The following is a 17,947-nucleotide window of genomic DNA, read 5'->3' as shown; positions in this document are numbered from 1 at the left end:
ATCACTTCTTTCAACTTCTTTGTTGTTGGCAGCCTGCGGCTCCATGAAGACTGTCACGAAGTCGAACTTTGAAATTGGCTACGACTTGTACAAAAATGACACCAAGTGCACAAGCACTACCAGGATTTATAGCGGCGTAACTTATGACTTCTGCCGCTTCCATGCGGAAAACACTGGATCATCGAACAATGTACTCGTTTCAGCGTTTTACGTATTTGATATCGCGTTCTTTTCACCCATCGCAGATACAGCCTTACTTCCGCTGACTATTTATCAACAAGTTAGCTACGGAAATCCGGATGTTCATGTACCTCGCTAGTAAGAAACGCTACATAACTCTTAACTAGCACACGCTTATTTCGTACAGGCTGACAATCAACATATGATCTCATCAGAGACTGCTGAACACTACACATGGGGTAATGCCTGCGACGGCTGGCACCTGGTGAGATCGCCTAACCTAAGTGTGATTCAGGAGCGCGTACCTCCCGGCTGTGGCGAGGTACGCCACTTCCACAACTACGCAGAGCAGTTCTTTTTTGTGCTATCCGGTATTGCCACGATTGACGTAGACGATACGACGCATTTACTACATCCGCAGCAAGGTATCCATGTACCCGCGGGCACACCCCATCAACTTCGCAATGTACATGGCGAGGATCTACTATTTACCGTTACCTCTACCCCACCGAGCCATGGGGATCGAGTGGTAATTGATTAACGGTAAACTGTGCAATGCCTAAGTATTTCCTCTCCCCCACAAGACTCGTGCATTTGGTGCTGCTGATGTTAGTTGGCACTCCTTCACTTGCTGTGGAGATCAAACCATTTACCTCCGATGGCTGTAGCGCCTTTCCGGACGGAACCATAGAACAGGAAGAACTGTGGCTGGAGTGCTGCACAGCGCACGATTACGCCTATTGGAAGGGCGGCACCTTTAAAGAGCGCGAGGCGGCAGACGAGGCGCTGCAGGCCTGTGTGGAGAAAACCGGTGAGGAAGAGATTGCGCTGCTGATGCTCGGCGGTGTGCGCATTGGTGGCACCCCCTACCTGCCCACGGACTTCCGCTGGGGTTATGGCTGGCCCATGTGGCGCGGCTACAAGGCGCTCACCGACGAGGAGTTGCTAGCGATCAAACGCAGCGAAGCTGCTCGTGAGGAGCAACTAAACACTGAAAAGACTGAAAATATCGATAACCAATAATCCTAACGAAAGTACAGGGAGTAGCATGAAGAGACTAATTGCAGCAGTAGTACTGACACTGATGAGCTCAGTGTCGGCGGCGAATGAGCTGATTGGGGTTTGGAAACTGGTTTCCGGGAACTATGCGGATGGCAGTGGTACGCTGGTGGACTACAAGGATCTCGATATGCAGGCGCTGAAGGTCATTTCCACTTCCCACTTCAGCTTTACTTCCATGAAGGGCGCTGACTTCTGGGCGTCCGGAACCGGCACTTACGAACTTGCAGATGGAAAGTACACCGAGACCTTGCACTACAATTCCTTCGGTCAGGCGGCCGGAGCGAAGTTTGCGTTTAACACCCGAATCGAAGATACGCACTGGTACAACGAGCGCTGGAAAGACGGCAAGCGCGTCGAATACGAGGTCTGGCAGCGGGTTGAATAACGTTCTCTTATTGGGAGGGATCCGACATGAACGTAGGCATCTTTATTTATGACAACGCCGAGGTGCTGGATTTTTCTGGGCCATTTGAGGTGTTTTCCACCGCCAGCCGCTTATCCAACCCGCAAAATGCATTTAACGTATTTTTGGTGGCGGAACACAAACGGCCGGTAATGGCCCGTGGCGGTTATGGCATTAACCCGCACTTCACCTTCGACAACCACCCACCGATGGACCTGCTGATCGTGGTGGGCGGAGTGCATACGGAGGCGGTGAAAAACCCTAAGGTGATTAAGTGGGTGGCCGAGGTTGCTCCCAAAACGCCCCATGTAGCTTCGGTGTGCACCGGCGCGTTTATCCTTGCCGAGGTCGGGCAGGTCAGTGGCCTGCGCGTGACCACCCATTGGCAAGATCTGGCGGACCTGCAGGAAAGCTATCCCGATCTCACGGTGTTGGCGGAGCAGCGCTGGGTGGAGGACGGGAAATTTGTAACGTCCGCCGGGATTTCTGCTGGCATCGATATGAGCCTGTATCTGGTTGCCAAACTCGTCGACTTAGCGCTAGCGGAAGCAACCGCCAAGCAGATGGAGTACGACTGGCAAAAGCACGCGCTGTAATCAAATTTAGCGTGCACTCCCGCGTCGGTTAGCGACGCTTGCGCCCGCCTTGCCCAGCCGGCTTCTTGCCCAGAAAGATCGCATGGCGGGCGCCCTTGCCCGGGCGTTCGCGCACGGTTTTAACCTCGACCTGATAACCCGCTTTTTTCAGCCGGTTGGCGTACACCGCATCCGGTGAGGCCGACCACACCGCCAGCACGCCGCCCGGTACCAAGCTTTTGTAGATGCTGCTGGTGCCCTCGATGGAATACAGCCAGTTGTTATCGGAATGGGTCAAGCCCTCGGGGCCGTTGTCTACATCCAGCAGCACGGCGTCGTATTCGCCACTGCGGTTCACCAGCAACTCGCCGACATCGCCGATATGCTCGACGACGCGACTGTCATCCAGCGGGCGCCCGGCACATTCCCCCAGTGGCCCGCGGTTCCACTCCACCACTTCCGGGATCAAGTCGGCGACGATCACCTCCGAGGAATCGGTCACCGCGTCCAGCGCTGCCGCCAGGGTGTAACCCATACCCATGCCGCCCACCAGCACCCGGGCATTCTTCTTGTTGTCGAGGTGTGCACAACCCAGCACCGACAGTTGCTGCTCGCTGTTGAACCGGCGGCTGTTCATCAGCTCGCCACGGGGGCCAGACAGGGAGATGGAGAACTCCTGGTCCCGCTGGCGCAGGGTAAGCACGCCGCCGTTATTGGGGACCTGGGCGGTGCCGAGTTCAATCCAGGGTTTCATAATGCGTGCTCGCTAAAAGGGGTTGTGCGCTTAGTAGTGCCGTTAGACGGGGCGCGCACTGTAGCATACGTTGGTTCGCTGGGCTGGTGACGTTATGATGGCCCATTGCGCCTTCTGTCATGAACGACTGTCATGAGTGACGGGGCCACCCCCAGTCTAGCCCCGCTTAGCAGTACGAGCACCAGCGAACCATGAACCGAAGAAAGAAGGTCAACCAGATCCTGAAGAAGAAGGCCAAGAAGGCCAACGACAAGCTGAACCCGAAAAAGAAGCCGCGTTATATCTCCAAAGCGGAGCGGGCCAAGCAAGAGCAAGAGCAGGAAGGCAACACGGAATCAGATACCAATAGCTAACGGCCGAAGAACTCACTTCTACCGTCCCCATTAATACAAAGGAACGCGCTATGGATTTAGGTGCCTTTTCAATTAGCCTCACCGTGAAGGATATCGAGGCATCCAAGAAGTTTTACGAGAACCTCGGGTTTGAATCCATGGGTGGCGACTGTGGGCAGGGGTGGACCATCCTGAAAAATGGCGACCATGTCATTGGGTTGTTTCAGGGTATGTTCGACAAGAATATGCTCACCTTCAATCCCGGCTGGGACCAATCCGCACAGGCAACCGACGCGTTTACCGATGTACGTGCACTGCGTGATGAACTGGTAAAACGCGGAGTGAAAATTGCGAGCGATAACGCTACCGGCGACTCTGGCCCCGGTAGTATTGTGATTGAAGACCCGGATGGCAATCCGATCCTAATTGATCAACATCGGTAAGCCAGGCGAATTAGAAAAATTAGCCGCAGTCTGCCAGACATTTTTCAAAGTTTTACAGGTAATAAAAAAAGCCCCGGGTTTTACCCCGGGGCTTTTTGTTTTGTGATGCCTTGCAGAAACTTAGTGCAGGACGATCACTTCGTTTGCGTCGAGGTTCAGTACTGCGGAACCGCCGCTCACGTTGACCACATCACCACTGGTGTGGCTGTTGTACTGGCCGTCGGCCAGACTTAGACTGCTCACGTTGATGGAGGTGCTGCCACCGCGGTTTACCGCAACCATCACGCTATCGGAGCCAGAAACACGCTCGAATACGAGGATGTCGCCGTTCACCCAGCGCTCGTTGTAGCTACCGGAGGCCAGCGCCGGGCTCTGGGCACGCAGTTCTGCCAGTGCCTTGATCATCAGGAACGCATCGCTGGTTTCGCTGAAGGACGGCATGGCTTCACGGTTGTACGGATCGTGACCGATCTGGCCGTCGCCATTGGCGTCGAACCAGGCGGAGTTCTGCTCACTTCCGTAGTAGATGGTCGGGATGCCCGGCAGGGTCATCACCAGCGCCATACCCAGGTTCTGGCGCGCGTCCGCCAGTGCCTTGCTGAAGCCTTTACCGGTACGACCGTTATCCACAGCACCGGAGGTCTGCAGGAATACGCTGGTACGGGTTGCGTCGTGGTTGTCGAGGAAGATCGGCTGCCAGCTTTCACGGCCGTTGCCACCCATCGCGCCAGGACGGGACTCAATGTGGGCATTGAGTTCGGTCATGGTGGTGTCACCGGCGATTGCCGCTTCGATTTTGTCGCGCAGATTGAAGTCCAACAACTCAGATTTGCCGTTCGCAGAATTCAGGAACGCCATGGATACTGGGTCGTTAGCGCCTGCACCGTACCATTCGCCGAAGATGTACACATCCGGGTCAACCGCACGCACAGCATCGTTGAAGCGTTTGATAAAGCTCGGCTCGATGTGCTTGATGGCGTCGATACGGAAGGCATCTACACCGTGCTGCATCCATTTGACTGCGGCATCGATCAGGTACTGGTCGGCAACGCTGTTGCTGCTTACACCGTGGTTAAAGTCGGTGAGGTTGAACAGGGTCTTGTTGGTGTAGGCCCAGGGGTCGTCCCACTCGCCGAAGCACTGGGTGCTCGGGTCGCTGTCGCCACAGTCAGCGATGGCGCCATTGCGGTGGTACCAGGTACCGTCATCCTGCAGGAAGTCGGTGATGAAGGTGCCTTCTTTGTAGAGGGAACCGAACTCGTACTGGTCGTCCTGGTTGGAGTGGTTGAGGGCGATATCCAGAACCAGCTTCATGCCACGGGCTTCCATCTCGGCGTCCAGCTGATCGACCAGCGCCCAGTCACCCATGTGCTCGTCCACTTCGTAGAAGTCGCGACCCCAGTAACCGTGGTAAGCGCCATCGCTACCGGTGTTGTCGATATTGTCGTTCAGCGGGGTTACCCAGATGGCGGTAATGCCGAGGATCTGCAGGTAATCCAGCTTGTCGATCAGACCCTGGATGTCGCCACCCCAGTACTTCTTCCACTCGGACAGGCCACCGGCTTGCTTGCTCGCGGAAGTGCCGGCGGGATTGTTACCACCGTCATTGCTGGTGTCGCCATTGTGGAAGCGGTCCACAAATACGAAGTACATGCTGCGGTTACGGAAATCGCTCAGCGGGGTTACCGTCACTTCACAACCGGTGGCATCCACGTTGGTGCCGGCAGGAGTGTTCGGGCACTGGTCGGTGCCGTCGGGTACGCCGTCGCCATCAGTGTCTTGCGGGGCTGCGCCACAGTTTTCACCGAGACCCGTGTCTACGTTGACCAGAGAGTTGCTGTTCCCATCGACGAGAATGTAAGTCCAGCCATTGGCCGCTTCATCTTGCGCCGGGAATGCATCACTGCCCCAGCCACCATCCGGGTCGATCTTGAAGCGCGGACCACCGTTGGCATCACCGGCAGCAAAGTTACGGCAGGCCTCGTAACTATTGGTGCCTGCAACGCGCGCCAGCAGGTCGCCGGCTACCCAACCGTTATGCGTGCCACGCAGGTGCAGGGCCAGATCGGGCACAATCTCACAGCCGTTAGTATCGACATCGGCACCGACGCGAGTGTTGGGACATTGATCCGCGGAATCGGGGACGCCGTCATTATCAGAATCGACCACGCCGATGCCGCAGTTGGCGGCCATGTCGGTGGTAACGCTGCTAATGCTCAGGCTGTTGCCGTTTACCACGACTTCGGTCCAGCCGCTGGCGGATACGTCTGCTGCAGGGAACTCGTCACCGCCCCAGCCGCCGTTCGGGTCAATCTTGAAACGTGGGCCGCCACCACCGTCACCGGCGGTGAAGTTACGACAGGCGCTGTACAGGCCACCGCCGATATCGCTCAGCAGGTCACCGGGCACCCAACCGTTGTGCGTGCCGCGCATATGCAGCTGCAGGGTGACAACCACTTCACAACCATTTGCGTCCACCTGAGCACCTGAAGGCGTATTTGCGCACTGGTCTTGGCTGTCGGGTACGCCGTCGTTATCGGCATCGGGAGTGCCGGCAGGCTGAATGCTATAGTCCTTGGTATCGGTGTAGAACTCGATATCCCAGGTACCCGCGGCAATGGTGATATCCGGACCATTTTGCTGCTGGTTCGCGCCGTAGTTTTCACTCCAGTCGCCCCAGCGATCGATCTTAAATTGACCGGCAGCGGTAAATACGACGTCTTCCGCCAGCATGGTGTTACTGCCGACATCGGTCATCTGGTCTGCTTGCCAGTTGTTATGGGTACCGCGCAGGAACCACTCGGCATGGGCGGCGCTGCTGGCAAATAGCAGCAACCCGGCCACCGCCAGGGCTTTTCTGTTCATCTTCATCATCTCACCTGATTTATTTTTATGTGGTTTCACGAGCCATAGAAGGACCCTGACTGCATGGTGCGAATTCATGCGCGGGCTGACCTCCCCCCTGTACGGGGCGTGGAGGAAGTGCGCGCCAGGCCAGCAAGCACAAGGGGTTTCATGGCGTGAAAACAGGCGGGAAAGTGTGAAAAAACTCACGTAGAACCCAAATGTGTAAGGCGTTCTAAACTTGAGCAGATATTTAACCGCGCGTGAGAAAAATCGGGTGAAAAGAATGCTGATAAACCTATTTCGGTGGGCCACCGCGGGCGGCTTTTTGCTGCTGACAAAACTGGCGTTGGCGCAGAGTGTGAGTTTGCAGTCCATTGCCGAGGCTGCATCACCGCCCGAACCCGCAACCATCTTTGTGGCGAAAGAAATTGTTACGCTTTCGCCAAACAAACCGAGTGTCACGGCGGTAGCAGTGATTGGCGACCGCATTGTGGCAACGGGCTCGTTGGCGGAATTGCGGGCCGCTGCGGGCGAGCAAAAATTTACCGTGGATCGCACCTTTGCCGATAAGGTATTGGTGCCGGGATTAATTGCGCAGCACGATCACCCGATGCTGACGGCACTTACCATGTCGTCGGAAATTATTGCCATCGAAACCTGGCAGATGCCCTACGGCACTATTCCCGCAGCAAATAATGAACAGGAATATCGTGCGCGCCTGAAGGAGGCCAACGCAAAGCTGAAAGATCCCAATGAGGTATTGTTTTCCTGGGGCTTTCACCAGCTGTTTCATGGCGAATTATCGAAAGAACTGCTTGATAAAGTGAGTACCACGTGGCCGATTGTGGTGATCCATCGCTCCTGGCATGAAGCATTTATGAATACCAAGGCGCTGGAAACACTCGGCATCGACCAGGCATTTATTGATGCATTGCCAGAGGCCGCACAGAAGCAAACCGACCTGGCCAAGGGGCACTTCTGGGAAAGCGGTATGTTTACCTGGGCCCCCAAGTTAATGTCGGTAATCACCAGCCCGCAGAAGTTCCATAAGGGCCTGGAACTGACCCAGCAATATATGCATGCGAACGGAATTACTCTCGCCTCGGAGCCCGGCGGCCTCTATTCGAAGGAATTACAGGCCGCGGAAAACGCAGTGCTATCGCCACCGGACTCGCCCTTCCGCTATTACTTTATTCCCGATGGGCGTTCCATTTTTGAAGCCTTCCCGGACAATGCCGTGGCGGAGGTGAAAAAGACCCTGAGCTGGGGCGAAGGCATGACCAGCATCACCCCCGACCAGATCAAGCTGTTTGCCGACGGCGCGGTTTACTCCCAGTTGATGCAACTGCGCGAACCCTACCTGGATGGACACCACGGCGAGTGGATTATGCAACCGGAGAACTTTTCCAAGGCATTCCGCATCTACTGGGACGCCGGCTATCAGATCCACGTCCATGTGAACGGCGATGCCGGCCTCGATCTGGTGCTGGATAACCTGGAAGAGAATATGCGGCGCAAGCCCCGGCATGACCACCGCACCGTGCTGGTCCACATCGCGGTAACAGAAAAGGACCAGATCGAGAGGGCGAACAAGCTCGGGGCGATTTTTAGCGGTAACCCCTACTACCTGGTGATGCTCGGGGACAAGTACGCAAAGGTCGGCCTGGGCCCGGAGCGGGCGGATAACATGGTGCGTATCGGCGATATCGAGCGTGCCGGCATCTCCTACTCGTTCCACTCGGACATGCCCATGGCTCCCGCCCAACCCCTATTTCTGATGCACAGCGCGGTGAACCGCAAGACCGTGTCGGGCCGGCTGGCAGGGCCAGACCAGCGCGCCAGCCGCCTGGGTGCACTCAAGGCGGTAACGCTGGACGCGGCTTACTCGCTGCGGCTCGAGGAGAAAGTTGGCAGTATCGTGCCGGGAAAACTCGCGAACTTCACGGTTCTTGCCGACAACCCGGTAACCATCGCGCCAGAGAAGATCAAGGACATCGCCATCTGGGGCACCGTGCACGAGGGGCGCAAGCTGCCGATTCAGCACAACAACAGCGCGGCAAACGGGCTCGGGCCGGTACCCAATACGAAAACCCTGCAGCTGCTGGCTGATGCGATTCATGGGACCCACAGCCACTCTGGCCAGCAGCACGCGGGGCATGGCGATATCTGTATGGCCAACCGTATCTTTGGCGAGGCGCTGGGACAGATGAAATGACCACAAGAACAGCGTTTACCCGCCACAAATCTGGATTTGGACGCGGTTCTTTTAGGAGCAAAAATTAGCGCCCTTCTCCCCCTCACCAGAGGGGGATAACAAGGATCTAACCCTTGGGCACAATGGGGAAACTAACCGGAAAGTCTCGCCGAGCACTCTAACGAGTTGCCGCTGAGGCGACCCGACTGGATTCCAACAGGTGCCCGCCATGTCCAAGCCTACTCGCCGCCTGGCCGCCAGCCTGATGTTTGCGCTGACATCCACGCTCGTATCCGCTCCCTCTATGGGAATCGCGTCCTCGGCAGTCGCCGCCGCGAGCGACCTCTCATCCACGCCGCAGCTGGAGCGTGCCGAACCGCCGTTCTGGTGGGCGAGTATGGCCGAGCCGAGCCTGCAGCTGATGCTGCACGGCAACGACCTCGCCGGTGCTGAAGTCAGCCTCGACTACCCGGGCGTAACCGTGACCGGCACCGAGCGCGAACAGAATCCCAATTACCTGTTTATCAACCTGTCGGTATCCGCCGATGCCAAACCCGGCACCCTGCAGATTCAACTGCGCAAGAGCGACTGGCAGCACACGCTGAGCTATGAGCTGAAGCAGCGTCGCGCCGGCTCCGCCGAACGCCAGGGCTTTGACTCCAGCGACACCATCTACCTGATTACCCCGGACCGCTTCGCCAACGGCGACCCCAGTAACGACAACACCGCGGATACCAAAGAAGAAGCCAACCGCGCCGACCCGAACGGCCGTCACGGTGGTGATATCGCCGGTATGCAGGCACACCTCGACTACATCGCGGGTATGGGTTTCACCCAGATCTGGCCGAACCCGCTTATCGAGAATGACCAGCCGCAATACTCCTACCACGGCTACTCGGCGACAGACCTCTATCGCATCGACTCCCGCTACGGCAGCAACGAGAGCTTCCGCGCGTTTGTAGCGGCAGCCAAGGAAAAAGGCATTGGCGTTATCCAGGACATGGTGCCCAACCATATTGGCGACGGACACTGGTGGCTCGATGACCTGCCGGCGGACGACTGGCTGAACGGCAAGGGCGTCGCCAAGGGCGAATACGAATACACCAACCACGCCCGCACCGTGCACATGGACCCCTATGCCAGCCACAAGGACCACCAGCTGTTCACCGATGGCTGGTTTGTGGACACCATGCCGGACCCCAACCAGCGCAACCCGCGCATGGCCAACTACCTGATCCAGAACGCGATCTGGTGGGTGGAATATGCGGACCTGTCTGGCATTCGTGTAGACACCTATGCGTATTCCGATGCGGACTTTCTTACCGACTGGTCCGCACGCCTGATGCGGGAGTACCCCAACCTCAACATCGTTGGTGAAGAGTGGACCCGACAAGCGGCCCTGGTAGCTTACTGGCAAGCGGGCAACAAAAACCGCAACGGTTATGTATCCCACATGCCGAGCATGATGGATTTCCCCTTGCTCTATGGCCTGCGCGATGGACTGGAAAAACCGGAAACCTGGAGCACCGGCCTCGTCACCCTGTACGAGTCGCTGGCGAATGACGTGCTCTACCCCGACCCCAACAATCTAGTCATCCTTGCCGGCAACCACGATATGAGCCGCCTGTATAGCCAGCTGGATGAAGACATGGGCAAGTTCCGTATGGCGGTGGCCTATATCGCCACCATGCGCGGCATCCCGCAGTTTTACTACGGAGATGAAATCCTGGCGAAGAGCCCCAAGCGCCGCGACGATGGTGTGGTACGCAGCGACTTTCCCGGTGGCTGGGCGGGCGACAAGGTCAACGCGTTTACCGGCAAAAAGCTGAGCCGCAAACAGCGCGAAGCGCAGCAGTATGTGCGCACCCTGTTTAACTGGCGCAAGCAAAAAGACGTAATTCACAGTGGCGAGCTCAAACACTTTGCCCCCATCGACGGGCTCTACGTGTACTTCCGCTACGACGAAAATGAAACGGTGATGGTAGCCATCAACAAGAGCGACCGCGCGCGCGAATTACCCGTTGCGCACATGGCGGAAGTCCTTGGCGATAAGGCCACTGCCACCGACATCACCAGCGGCAAATCCCAACCGCTGCAGGAACTGGTACTCGCCCCGAGCGATGTACTGGTTGCCGAAATATTTTAAAAAACGACCGTACTTAAACAAAAAGACAGACGAAAGCGACGATGAAAGTAGTGAAAAGCAAAAAGCCCACCAGGCTGTTCCAAAAACTCGGCCTGAAAACTGTTTTAACAACAGCGCTGGCCGCCGCCCTGCAACCAGCATTTGCGGATACCGCGCGCAGCTACCAGGAACACACGCTGTTCGATGACAAGCTGGTGATTGAAACCAGCGACAGCCAGGTAACCCTGACCCCGCTGAACTCTGGCGCACTGGAAGTGCACTACCAGCGCGAGGGTATGAAGCAGCTGCCCTCCTTCGCACGTGCACACCAGCAACTGCAACAAGATGTGCAGGCGGAACTGAATGTTTCCACCGAAGCGCTGCGCTATTCCCTTGGCGACATCACCGCGGTGATCCACAAGTCGCCGTTTGCGATCGAATACCTGCACGACGGCAAGCCGCTGTTGAGTGAAGAGCACGGCTTCTTCGCCAACCAGACCATGCGCGGCTTCCGCTTTAACCTCACCGACGATGAGAAACTAATCGGTGGTGGCCAGCGCGTGCTGGGCATGGACCGCCGCGGTCATCGCCTGCCGCTGTACAACAAGGCGCACTACGGCTACTCCACCGAATCCGAGCAGATGTACTTCTCCATGCCGGCGGTAATGAGCAGCAACAAATACGTACTGCTGTTCGACAACAGTGCCACTGGCACCATGGACCTTGGCGCCAGCGAAGAAAGCGTGATGCAGTTTGAAGCCGTGGGTGGGCGCAGTGCCTACATCGTGGTGGCGGGTGAGAATTACCCCAAACTGATCGAAAACTACGTGGACGTTACCGGCCGCCAGCCGATGCCACCGCGCTGGGCGCTGGGCAATTTCGCCTCCCGCTTCGGCTACCGCTCCGAGCAGGAAGTGCGCGAAACCATCCAGGCCTTCAGCGACGAAGATTTTCCGGTAGACGCGCTGGTGCTCGACCTGTACTGGTTCGGCCCGGACATAAAAGGCCACATGGGCAACCTGGCGTGGGACAAAGAAAACTTCCCGCAGCCAGTCGAGATGATGGCGGAGCTGAAAGAACAGGGCATTCAAACCATCCTGGTTACCGAGCCGTTTGTTCTCTCCACCTCCGAGCGCTGGGATGAGGCAGTAGCCAGCAACGCACTGGCGAAAAACCTCGCCGGCAAACCCAAGCAGTTTGATTTTTACTTCGGTAACACCGGCCTGATCGACGTCTTCTCCGAAGACGGCCGCGACTGGTTCTGGAATATTTATCAGGACCTAAAGGCACAAGGCGTTTCCGGCTGGTGGGGCGATCTGGGTGAACCCGAAGTGCACCCGTCCGACACCGTGCACGCGATCGGCATGGCGGATGAAATCCACAACGCCTACGGCCACCGCTGGGCGCAGATGCTGTTCGAAAACGAAAAAGCCAACAACCCGGACGAGCGCCCCTTCATTATGATGCGCGCCGGTTTCCCGGGTTCACAGCGCTACGGCATGATCCCGTGGACTGGCGACGTGTCGCGCGGCTGGGGTGGCCTGCAACCGCAGGTTGAGCTGTCCCTGCAAATGGGCCTGCTCGGCTTTGCCTACACCCACTCCGACCTGGGCGGCTTTGCCGATGGCGAGCGCTTTGAACGCACCCCGTATATCCGCTGGCTGCAGTACGGCACCTTCCAGCCGGTGTACCGTCCGCATGCGCAGGAACACATCGCCCCGGAGCCGGTGTTCCACGACCGCAAGACCCGCAACATTACCCGCGAGTTCATCAAGCTGCGTTACCGCCTGCTGCCGTACAACTACACCCTGGCGTTTGAGAATAGCCAGACGGGTATGCCGCTGATGCGTCCGCTGTTCTTCGAGAACGAAAACAATCTCGAACTGATGGATAACAAGAGTGCCTACCTGTGGGGTAACGACTTCTTGGTGGCACCGGTGATGGAAGATACCCGCAGTGTATCTGTAGAACTGCCGGGCGGAATCTGGTTCGACTACTGGAACGACAACCAGTACGGCGGCGACAAGGCCGCGATCAAGGTGAGCCTTGAAACCATTCCGGTACTGGTACGCGCCGGTGCGTTCATCCCCACCGTGGCGGATATGAAAAACACCCAGGAATACTCCAGTGAATACCTGCGCCTGGATTACTACGCGCACGAGTCAGTGCAACAGTCCTCCGGCACGGTGTACGAAGACGATGGCGTAACTGCCAATGCCTTTGCCAAAGGCCAGTACGAAAAACTGCTGTTCAGTGGCGAGCGCAATGAAGCCGGTATCGACTTCACCTTTACCCGTGAAGGTGACGGCTACACCGGCGCCCCGGAAAGCCGCAATGTAGAGCTGGTACTGCACAACGTAACCCTACCTACTTCCATCCAGCAGGGTGAGCAGACCATTGCCCTGGTGAAGCGCGAAAAAGAATTGACCGAGAACACCGCCTGGTACAACAAGCGTGAAAAAACGCTGCATGTAAAGTTCCCCTGGAGTGGCGCAAGCCAGTCCCTGTCGGTCGCCCAGTAAACAAAAAGCGAATAGAGAGAAGATGAAAAAGTTTATTCAGCTCATACTCGCCTCTTCCATCGCATCCGCCACCCTGAGTGGCTGTGACAAAAAGATGGAAGCAGCGGAAAGTGCACAGACTCAGTCCAATACTGAGGTAGCGGTTGAAGCTTCTGTAGAAGGTATGTCCGGCAAGCTGGTGATCTATCAGGTGATGACCCGCCTGTTCGGCAACACCAACGCCACCAACAAACCCTGGGGCACCATTGAAGAAAATGGCGTGGGCAAGTTCAGCGACTTTACCCCCAAGGCGCTGCAGGAAATCCGCAACCTGGGTGCCGACTACATCTGGTACACCGGGGCGCTGCACCACGCGGTAGTGCGCGACTACACCGAATTCGGTATCGCCAATGATGATCCGGACGTGGTGAAAGGCCGTGCCGGCTCCCCCTACGCGATCAAGGACTACTACTCGGTAAACCCGGACCTCGCCAACGACCCAAGCAAGCGCTTGGAAGAATTCAAAGCGCTGCTCGAACGCTCCCACGCCGCCGGCCTCAAGGTCATTATCGATATCGTTCCCAACCACGTTGCGCGTAATTACCAGTCCCTAGCCAAGCCCGAGGGTGTGCGTGACTTCGGCGCGGACGACGACAGCAGCGTTGCCTATGCGCGCGACAACAACTTCTACTATGTGCCCGGTGAGCCCTTCCAGGTGCCGGTTGCGACCGACGGTTACCAGCCGCTAAACGGTGAAGCCCATGCACTGGTGGATGGTGAGTTTGAAGAAGTACCAGCCAAATGGACCGGCAACGGCAGCCGCGCCCCGCAACCGCAGCAGGGCGACTGGTACGAAACCGTGAAGATCAACTTCGGTGTGCGTCCGGACGGCAGTTACGACTTCGCGAAACTGCCGGCAGACTACGCACAAAAAGACTTCCGTGCGCATGCGGCCTTCTGGGCGGAGCAGGACGTTCCGGATAGCTGGAAGAAATTCCGCCAGATCACCGACTACTGGCTCGCCTTCGGTGTCGACGGCTTCCGCTACGATATGTCTGGCATGGTGCCGGTGGAGTTCTGGAGCTACCTGAATTCCAGCATCAAAATGCAAAAAGCCGACGCGCTGCTGCTGGCAGAAATCTACCAGCCGAAGCTGTACCGGGACTACATCCACCTGGGCAAGATGGACTACCTGTATGACAAGGTAGGCACCTACGATGCTATCCGTGCGGTGATGGAAGGCAAAGCCGGCACCGATCCGCTGGTGGAGATTCAGGAAAGCCTGAGCGGTATCGAAGACAACATGCTGCGCTTTATGGAGAACCATGACGAGCAGCGTATCGCCTCGCCGGAATTTGCCGGTAACCCGCAGGCAGGTATCCCGGCCATGGTGGTTTCCGCTACCGTGAGCGGTGCGCCGACGCTGATCTATTTCGGCCAGGAACTGGGCGAGCCGGGCGACGGCGATGCCGGCTTCGGCAAGACCAGCCGCACCACCATCTTCGACTACTGGTCTGTTCCCAGCATTCGCCGCTGGCACAATGAAGGGCAGTTCAACAGTGAACAGCTTTCCGCCGGCGAACAGTCCCTGCGTGACTTCTACCGCGAGCTGCTGACTTTCAGTAGCCAGAGTGCGGCACTCTCTGGTGAGTACCTGGACCTGCACCGCCACAACCGCGCGCAGGGTGAAAACTACTCCGACAAGCTGTACAGCTTTGCGCGCTGGGCCGGTGACGATCGCCTGCTGGTGGTTGCTAACTTCGCCGGTAGCGACAGCGCGGTGGACCTGGCTGTGCCATCTGACCTGATCAAGCGGTGGCAGCTGGCTCCGGGTAAGTACACCCTTACCAACCAGTTGCAGGAAGGTACTCTTAAACAAGGTACTGTAGAACTGGTGGTTGCCGATGACCTCAGCGCTTCCGTCGCCCTGACTGCGCCTGCGCTGTCCGGTCAGATCCTCAAGCTCCAGCACTGATCTCTAGCTCTGATACTCGCTCTGATACTCCGCGGGGCGCCTCTGCGCGCCCCGCACCTTCTTCCCACCCCTCGTCCCCGCCTGCCACACGCTCCCGTATCCGAAACCTTTCCAACCTGATACTGTCTTAGACTTCACAGTCAGTGGTTTACACTGATTTTTGGGGCGCCAAATTTGGTGCGCGGCGTTTTAAAGGGAGGATTGTCATATGGGTGGAATCAAAGAGTGGCTGGTTGCCGTACTGGTGGCCGTAGCAGTCATTGCCGGTATTTACTGGTTCGTAATCAAGGAAGCCAACCAACCCGAAACACCGGTGGCCGTGCCCGAGACGGTACCCGAAGTTCAGCCCAAAGTTGAACTGGAAGAACCGGAACCCGTCATCCCCCCCGCGCCCGAACCCACCCCACCCGCGGAAGAGCCGCGCAAGCTACCCGCGCTGAATGACAGCGACAAAGAGGCCGCCAACGACCTGGTCAGTCTCTCCAGCGATGGCACTCTCGCCCGCTGGATTGTACCCGACGAAGTGGTGCGCAAATGGGTAGCCGCTGTAAACACGGCAACCAAGGGCGACCTGATGCACAAGAACCGTCCGTTTAAAAACGTCGACGGAAAAATTGCGGTAAAAGAACTGGAGATCCGCCCGGACGGACAAAAGGTTTATGTTCTGTCGCAGGAAAACTACCAGCGCTACGATGCACCGGTACGCCTGTTCGCCATGGTAGATACCGACACCGCGGTGAACCTGTATCAGTTCTGGTACCCGCGCCTTAAGCAGGCCTATGGCGAACTCGGTCTCAAGAACAAAAACTTCCATGCAGCGCTACTCGCCGCCATCGACCAGGCACTGGCCGCACCGGAAGTCGACGGCCCGGTTAAACTGATCCGCCCCACGGTGTATTACAAATTCGAAGACGAGAAAATGGAAAAGATGCCCGGCCTGCACAAACTGATGATTCGCATTGGGCCGGACAACGCTGCACGTGTGAAAGAGAAACTGACCGAACTGAAAAGCGCTCTGGAAAACATGCCTTCCGAGCAGCAATAGTTCATTACAACATTTCTTCTAATCAGATAATAAAGCCCCGATGAACCGGGGCTTTTTTGTGTCGGACTGATCGAAGCGGTTACACAACGCCACCAGACCAGTGGCTTTCCGGCAAACTGGTTACCCCCATATAACGGGCCACATCACCAAACAGCTGATGTGTGCCGTAAATGCGCTGGCCGTTGTTGACGCCGTCACCACAATTGATGATCCGGCCCATTTGCAAGGCGCCACCGGCACCACCGGCGAGGGTCACAGCACCGGCTGCACCACCGTGCTTCGAGCCATCGCCAACTTCTGAGAACATCACCACAAGGGTGTCATCCAGCAAACCGCTGTTGTCGAGCTGCTGCAGAGTGTAGGCGAGCAGACTGTGATACCAGCGCACCTGTGCGGTGTGCGGCACATCGCCCGGGCGATGCGAGGCACTGTGGCTGGCGAATTCGTTGTACCAGCGGGTAATGGAACCAACGGTGCCACTGCCATTACTGTGTTGGATACCCTGGCTAATGGCGTCCTGCGACATTTGCCAGCACTCGTCGAACGAATAGTTCACCAGGTTGCCGTTCTCATCCCCTTTGGAAAGCTGCAGCGTGGCGACCCGGTTTAGGCCACAGGAGAAGGCGCCGACAATGTTATCGATTTGCGCGCGCGCCAAATGCGGGAACATTTGCCATTCGGTGGGTGTTAGCTGACTGGAGGAACTGGCATACGGGTCACTCATCACATTGGTGTTGAAGCTGCACTCGCCTACCTGATTCCCCGCGAGATCCCGCAAACGCTTCAGTGCATTTTCATGCAGAGTGAGTTTATCGCGACGGGCACTGTCGAGAGTGACTTCGGCAAGGCCGTCGAAGTCGTTGAGAATCGCTTCGTAATAGGCCTGTTTGTCTGCACTGCTGCCACCAGAACCGCTGCCGCCACCGCTAATACCAACGGCAAGTTTCTGCGCGGCATCCGCCGGGTCGTTGTTCGGAATCGGGCGGGCGCCGCTATCGTAACCGCGCGGCTTGGAGATCATGATGTCAGAGCGGCCGCCGGTACGCACACCGAGGCTCAATACACCTTCGTTGCCCAACTGCTCAGCAATCAAGTGATCGATACTGGCGCTTTCGCGGCTGATTTCATTGTTACCGGTAAGAATACCGCGCATATCGTTGTAGTGGGCTCCGGCACCGCTACCGATATCCAGCGTCATGTTCTGCAGCACAATCATGCGATCGTGCCAGGAAGACAGCGGCCCCAAGCCAAAGCTCAGCTCCTGGCTGCCGCTGATGGCACCCGGCCCCTGTTGTGGCACCCAGTTATAGGGCACCACACCGTTGGGATAGTAGAGGAACAGCACGCGCTGCGCATAGCCGGTATTCGCAAATACCCGCTGCCCGAGCATGCTACTGGCCACCGGCAACAGCATGCCGGCTTGTGCCAGGTTGCGCAGGAACTTGCGGCGCGACTGGCTGGTGGAGTCCTTTACGGAAGCAAAACCAAGTTTATTCAGCAGTTTCATTGTT

At 57.3% G+C, this 17,947-nt stretch carries 14 protein-coding genes; 11 read left to right on the top strand and 3 right to left on the bottom strand.

Annotated elements, in window-relative coordinates:
- Positions 1 to 445: 445 nt before the first annotated feature.
- The 4 genes from AS89_RS18340 (at position 446) to AS89_RS0100200 (ending at position 2,241) form a co-directional block, all read left to right on the top strand.
- A complete protein-coding gene (locus AS89_RS18340) occupies positions 446 to 721 on the top strand; it encodes a cupin domain-containing protein (RefSeq protein ID WP_373419101.1) in 276 nt (91 codons plus the stop codon).
- Between the two features lie 65 nt (positions 722 to 786).
- Positions 787 to 1,203 (top strand): hypothetical protein, encoded by a 417-nt coding sequence (locus AS89_RS0100210; RefSeq protein ID WP_100169201.1) that lies wholly within the window; start codon positions 787 to 789, stop codon positions 1,201 to 1,203.
- Between the two features lie 25 nt (positions 1,204 to 1,228).
- Entirely contained in the window at positions 1,229 to 1,627 is a 399-nt protein-coding gene (locus AS89_RS0100205) for a hypothetical protein (protein WP_010130182.1), read from the top strand.
- A gap of 26 nt (positions 1,628 to 1,653) precedes the next feature.
- Positions 1,654 to 2,241, top strand: a complete 588-nt coding sequence (locus tag AS89_RS0100200; RefSeq protein WP_010130181.1) for a DJ-1/PfpI family protein — start codon at positions 1,654 to 1,656, stop codon at positions 2,239 to 2,241.
- Positions 2,242 to 2,269: 28 nt separating this feature from the next.
- Here AS89_RS0100200 and AS89_RS0100195 read toward each other — a convergent pair whose 3' ends face one another.
- On the bottom strand, positions 2,270 to 2,974 hold the full coding sequence (locus AS89_RS0100195; RefSeq protein WP_010130180.1) for a hypothetical protein: 705 nt from the start codon (positions 2,972 to 2,974) through the stop codon (positions 2,270 to 2,272).
- A gap of 191 nt (positions 2,975 to 3,165) precedes the next feature.
- Here AS89_RS0100195 and AS89_RS18335 point away from each other — a divergent pair, with 191 nt between their 5' ends.
- Both AS89_RS18335 and AS89_RS0100185 read left to right on the top strand, forming a co-directional pair.
- A complete protein-coding gene (locus AS89_RS18335; protein ID WP_010130179.1) occupies positions 3,166 to 3,327 on the top strand; it encodes a DUF2986 domain-containing protein in 162 nt (53 codons plus the stop codon).
- A 50-nt stretch (positions 3,328 to 3,377) separates the two neighbouring features.
- Positions 3,378 to 3,749: a VOC family protein gene (locus AS89_RS0100185; RefSeq protein WP_010130178.1), complete on the top strand. Its 372-nt coding sequence runs from the start codon at positions 3,378 to 3,380 to the stop codon at positions 3,747 to 3,749.
- 120 nt (positions 3,750 to 3,869) lie between these two features.
- Here AS89_RS0100185 and AS89_RS0100180 read toward each other — a convergent pair whose 3' ends face one another.
- Positions 3,870 to 6,620: an alpha-amylase family glycosyl hydrolase gene (locus tag AS89_RS0100180; protein ID WP_010130177.1), complete on the bottom strand. Its 2,751-nt coding sequence runs from the start codon at positions 6,618 to 6,620 to the stop codon at positions 3,870 to 3,872.
- 259 nt (positions 6,621 to 6,879) lie between these two features.
- On the opposite strand from AS89_RS0100180, the gene AS89_RS0100175 reads away from it, so the two are divergent.
- The 5 genes from AS89_RS0100175 (at position 6,880) to AS89_RS0100155 (ending at position 16,436) form a co-directional block, all read left to right on the top strand.
- The gene (locus AS89_RS0100175) at positions 6,880 to 8,811 is read left to right on the top strand and encodes an amidohydrolase (RefSeq protein WP_010130176.1); all 1,932 of its coding nucleotides are present in this window, start codon (positions 6,880 to 6,882) and stop codon (positions 8,809 to 8,811) included.
- 208 nt (positions 8,812 to 9,019) lie between these two features.
- Positions 9,020 to 10,936, top strand: coding sequence for a glycoside hydrolase family 13 protein (locus AS89_RS0100170; protein ID WP_010130175.1), 1,917 nt, complete (start codon positions 9,020 to 9,022; stop codon positions 10,934 to 10,936).
- Between the two features lie 41 nt (positions 10,937 to 10,977).
- Positions 10,978 to 13,437: a glycoside hydrolase family 31 protein gene (locus AS89_RS0100165; protein ID WP_010130174.1), complete on the top strand. Its 2,460-nt coding sequence runs from the start codon at positions 10,978 to 10,980 to the stop codon at positions 13,435 to 13,437.
- A 22-nt stretch (positions 13,438 to 13,459) separates the two neighbouring features.
- Positions 13,460 to 15,391, top strand: coding sequence for an alpha-amylase family glycosyl hydrolase (locus AS89_RS0100160; RefSeq protein WP_010130173.1), 1,932 nt, complete (start codon positions 13,460 to 13,462; stop codon positions 15,389 to 15,391).
- Between the two features lie 208 nt (positions 15,392 to 15,599).
- Positions 15,600 to 16,436 carry a DUF3014 domain-containing protein gene (locus AS89_RS0100155; protein ID WP_010130172.1) on the top strand — a complete coding sequence of 279 codons (837 nt, stop codon included), beginning with the start codon at positions 15,600 to 15,602 and terminating at the stop codon, positions 16,434 to 16,436.
- Positions 16,437 to 16,515: 79 nt separating this feature from the next.
- Here AS89_RS0100155 and AS89_RS0100150 read toward each other — a convergent pair whose 3' ends face one another.
- Entirely contained in the window at positions 16,516 to 17,943 is a 1,428-nt protein-coding gene (locus AS89_RS0100150) for a DUF1552 domain-containing protein (protein WP_010130171.1), read from the bottom strand.
- Positions 17,944 to 17,947: the final 4 nt, after the last annotated feature.

Source organism: Microbulbifer agarilyticus S89, assembly GCF_000220505.1.
GTDB lineage: Bacteria > Pseudomonadota > Gammaproteobacteria > Pseudomonadales > Cellvibrionaceae > Microbulbifer > Microbulbifer agarilyticus_B.
This window is presented reverse-complemented; position numbering and strand designations above follow the sequence as displayed.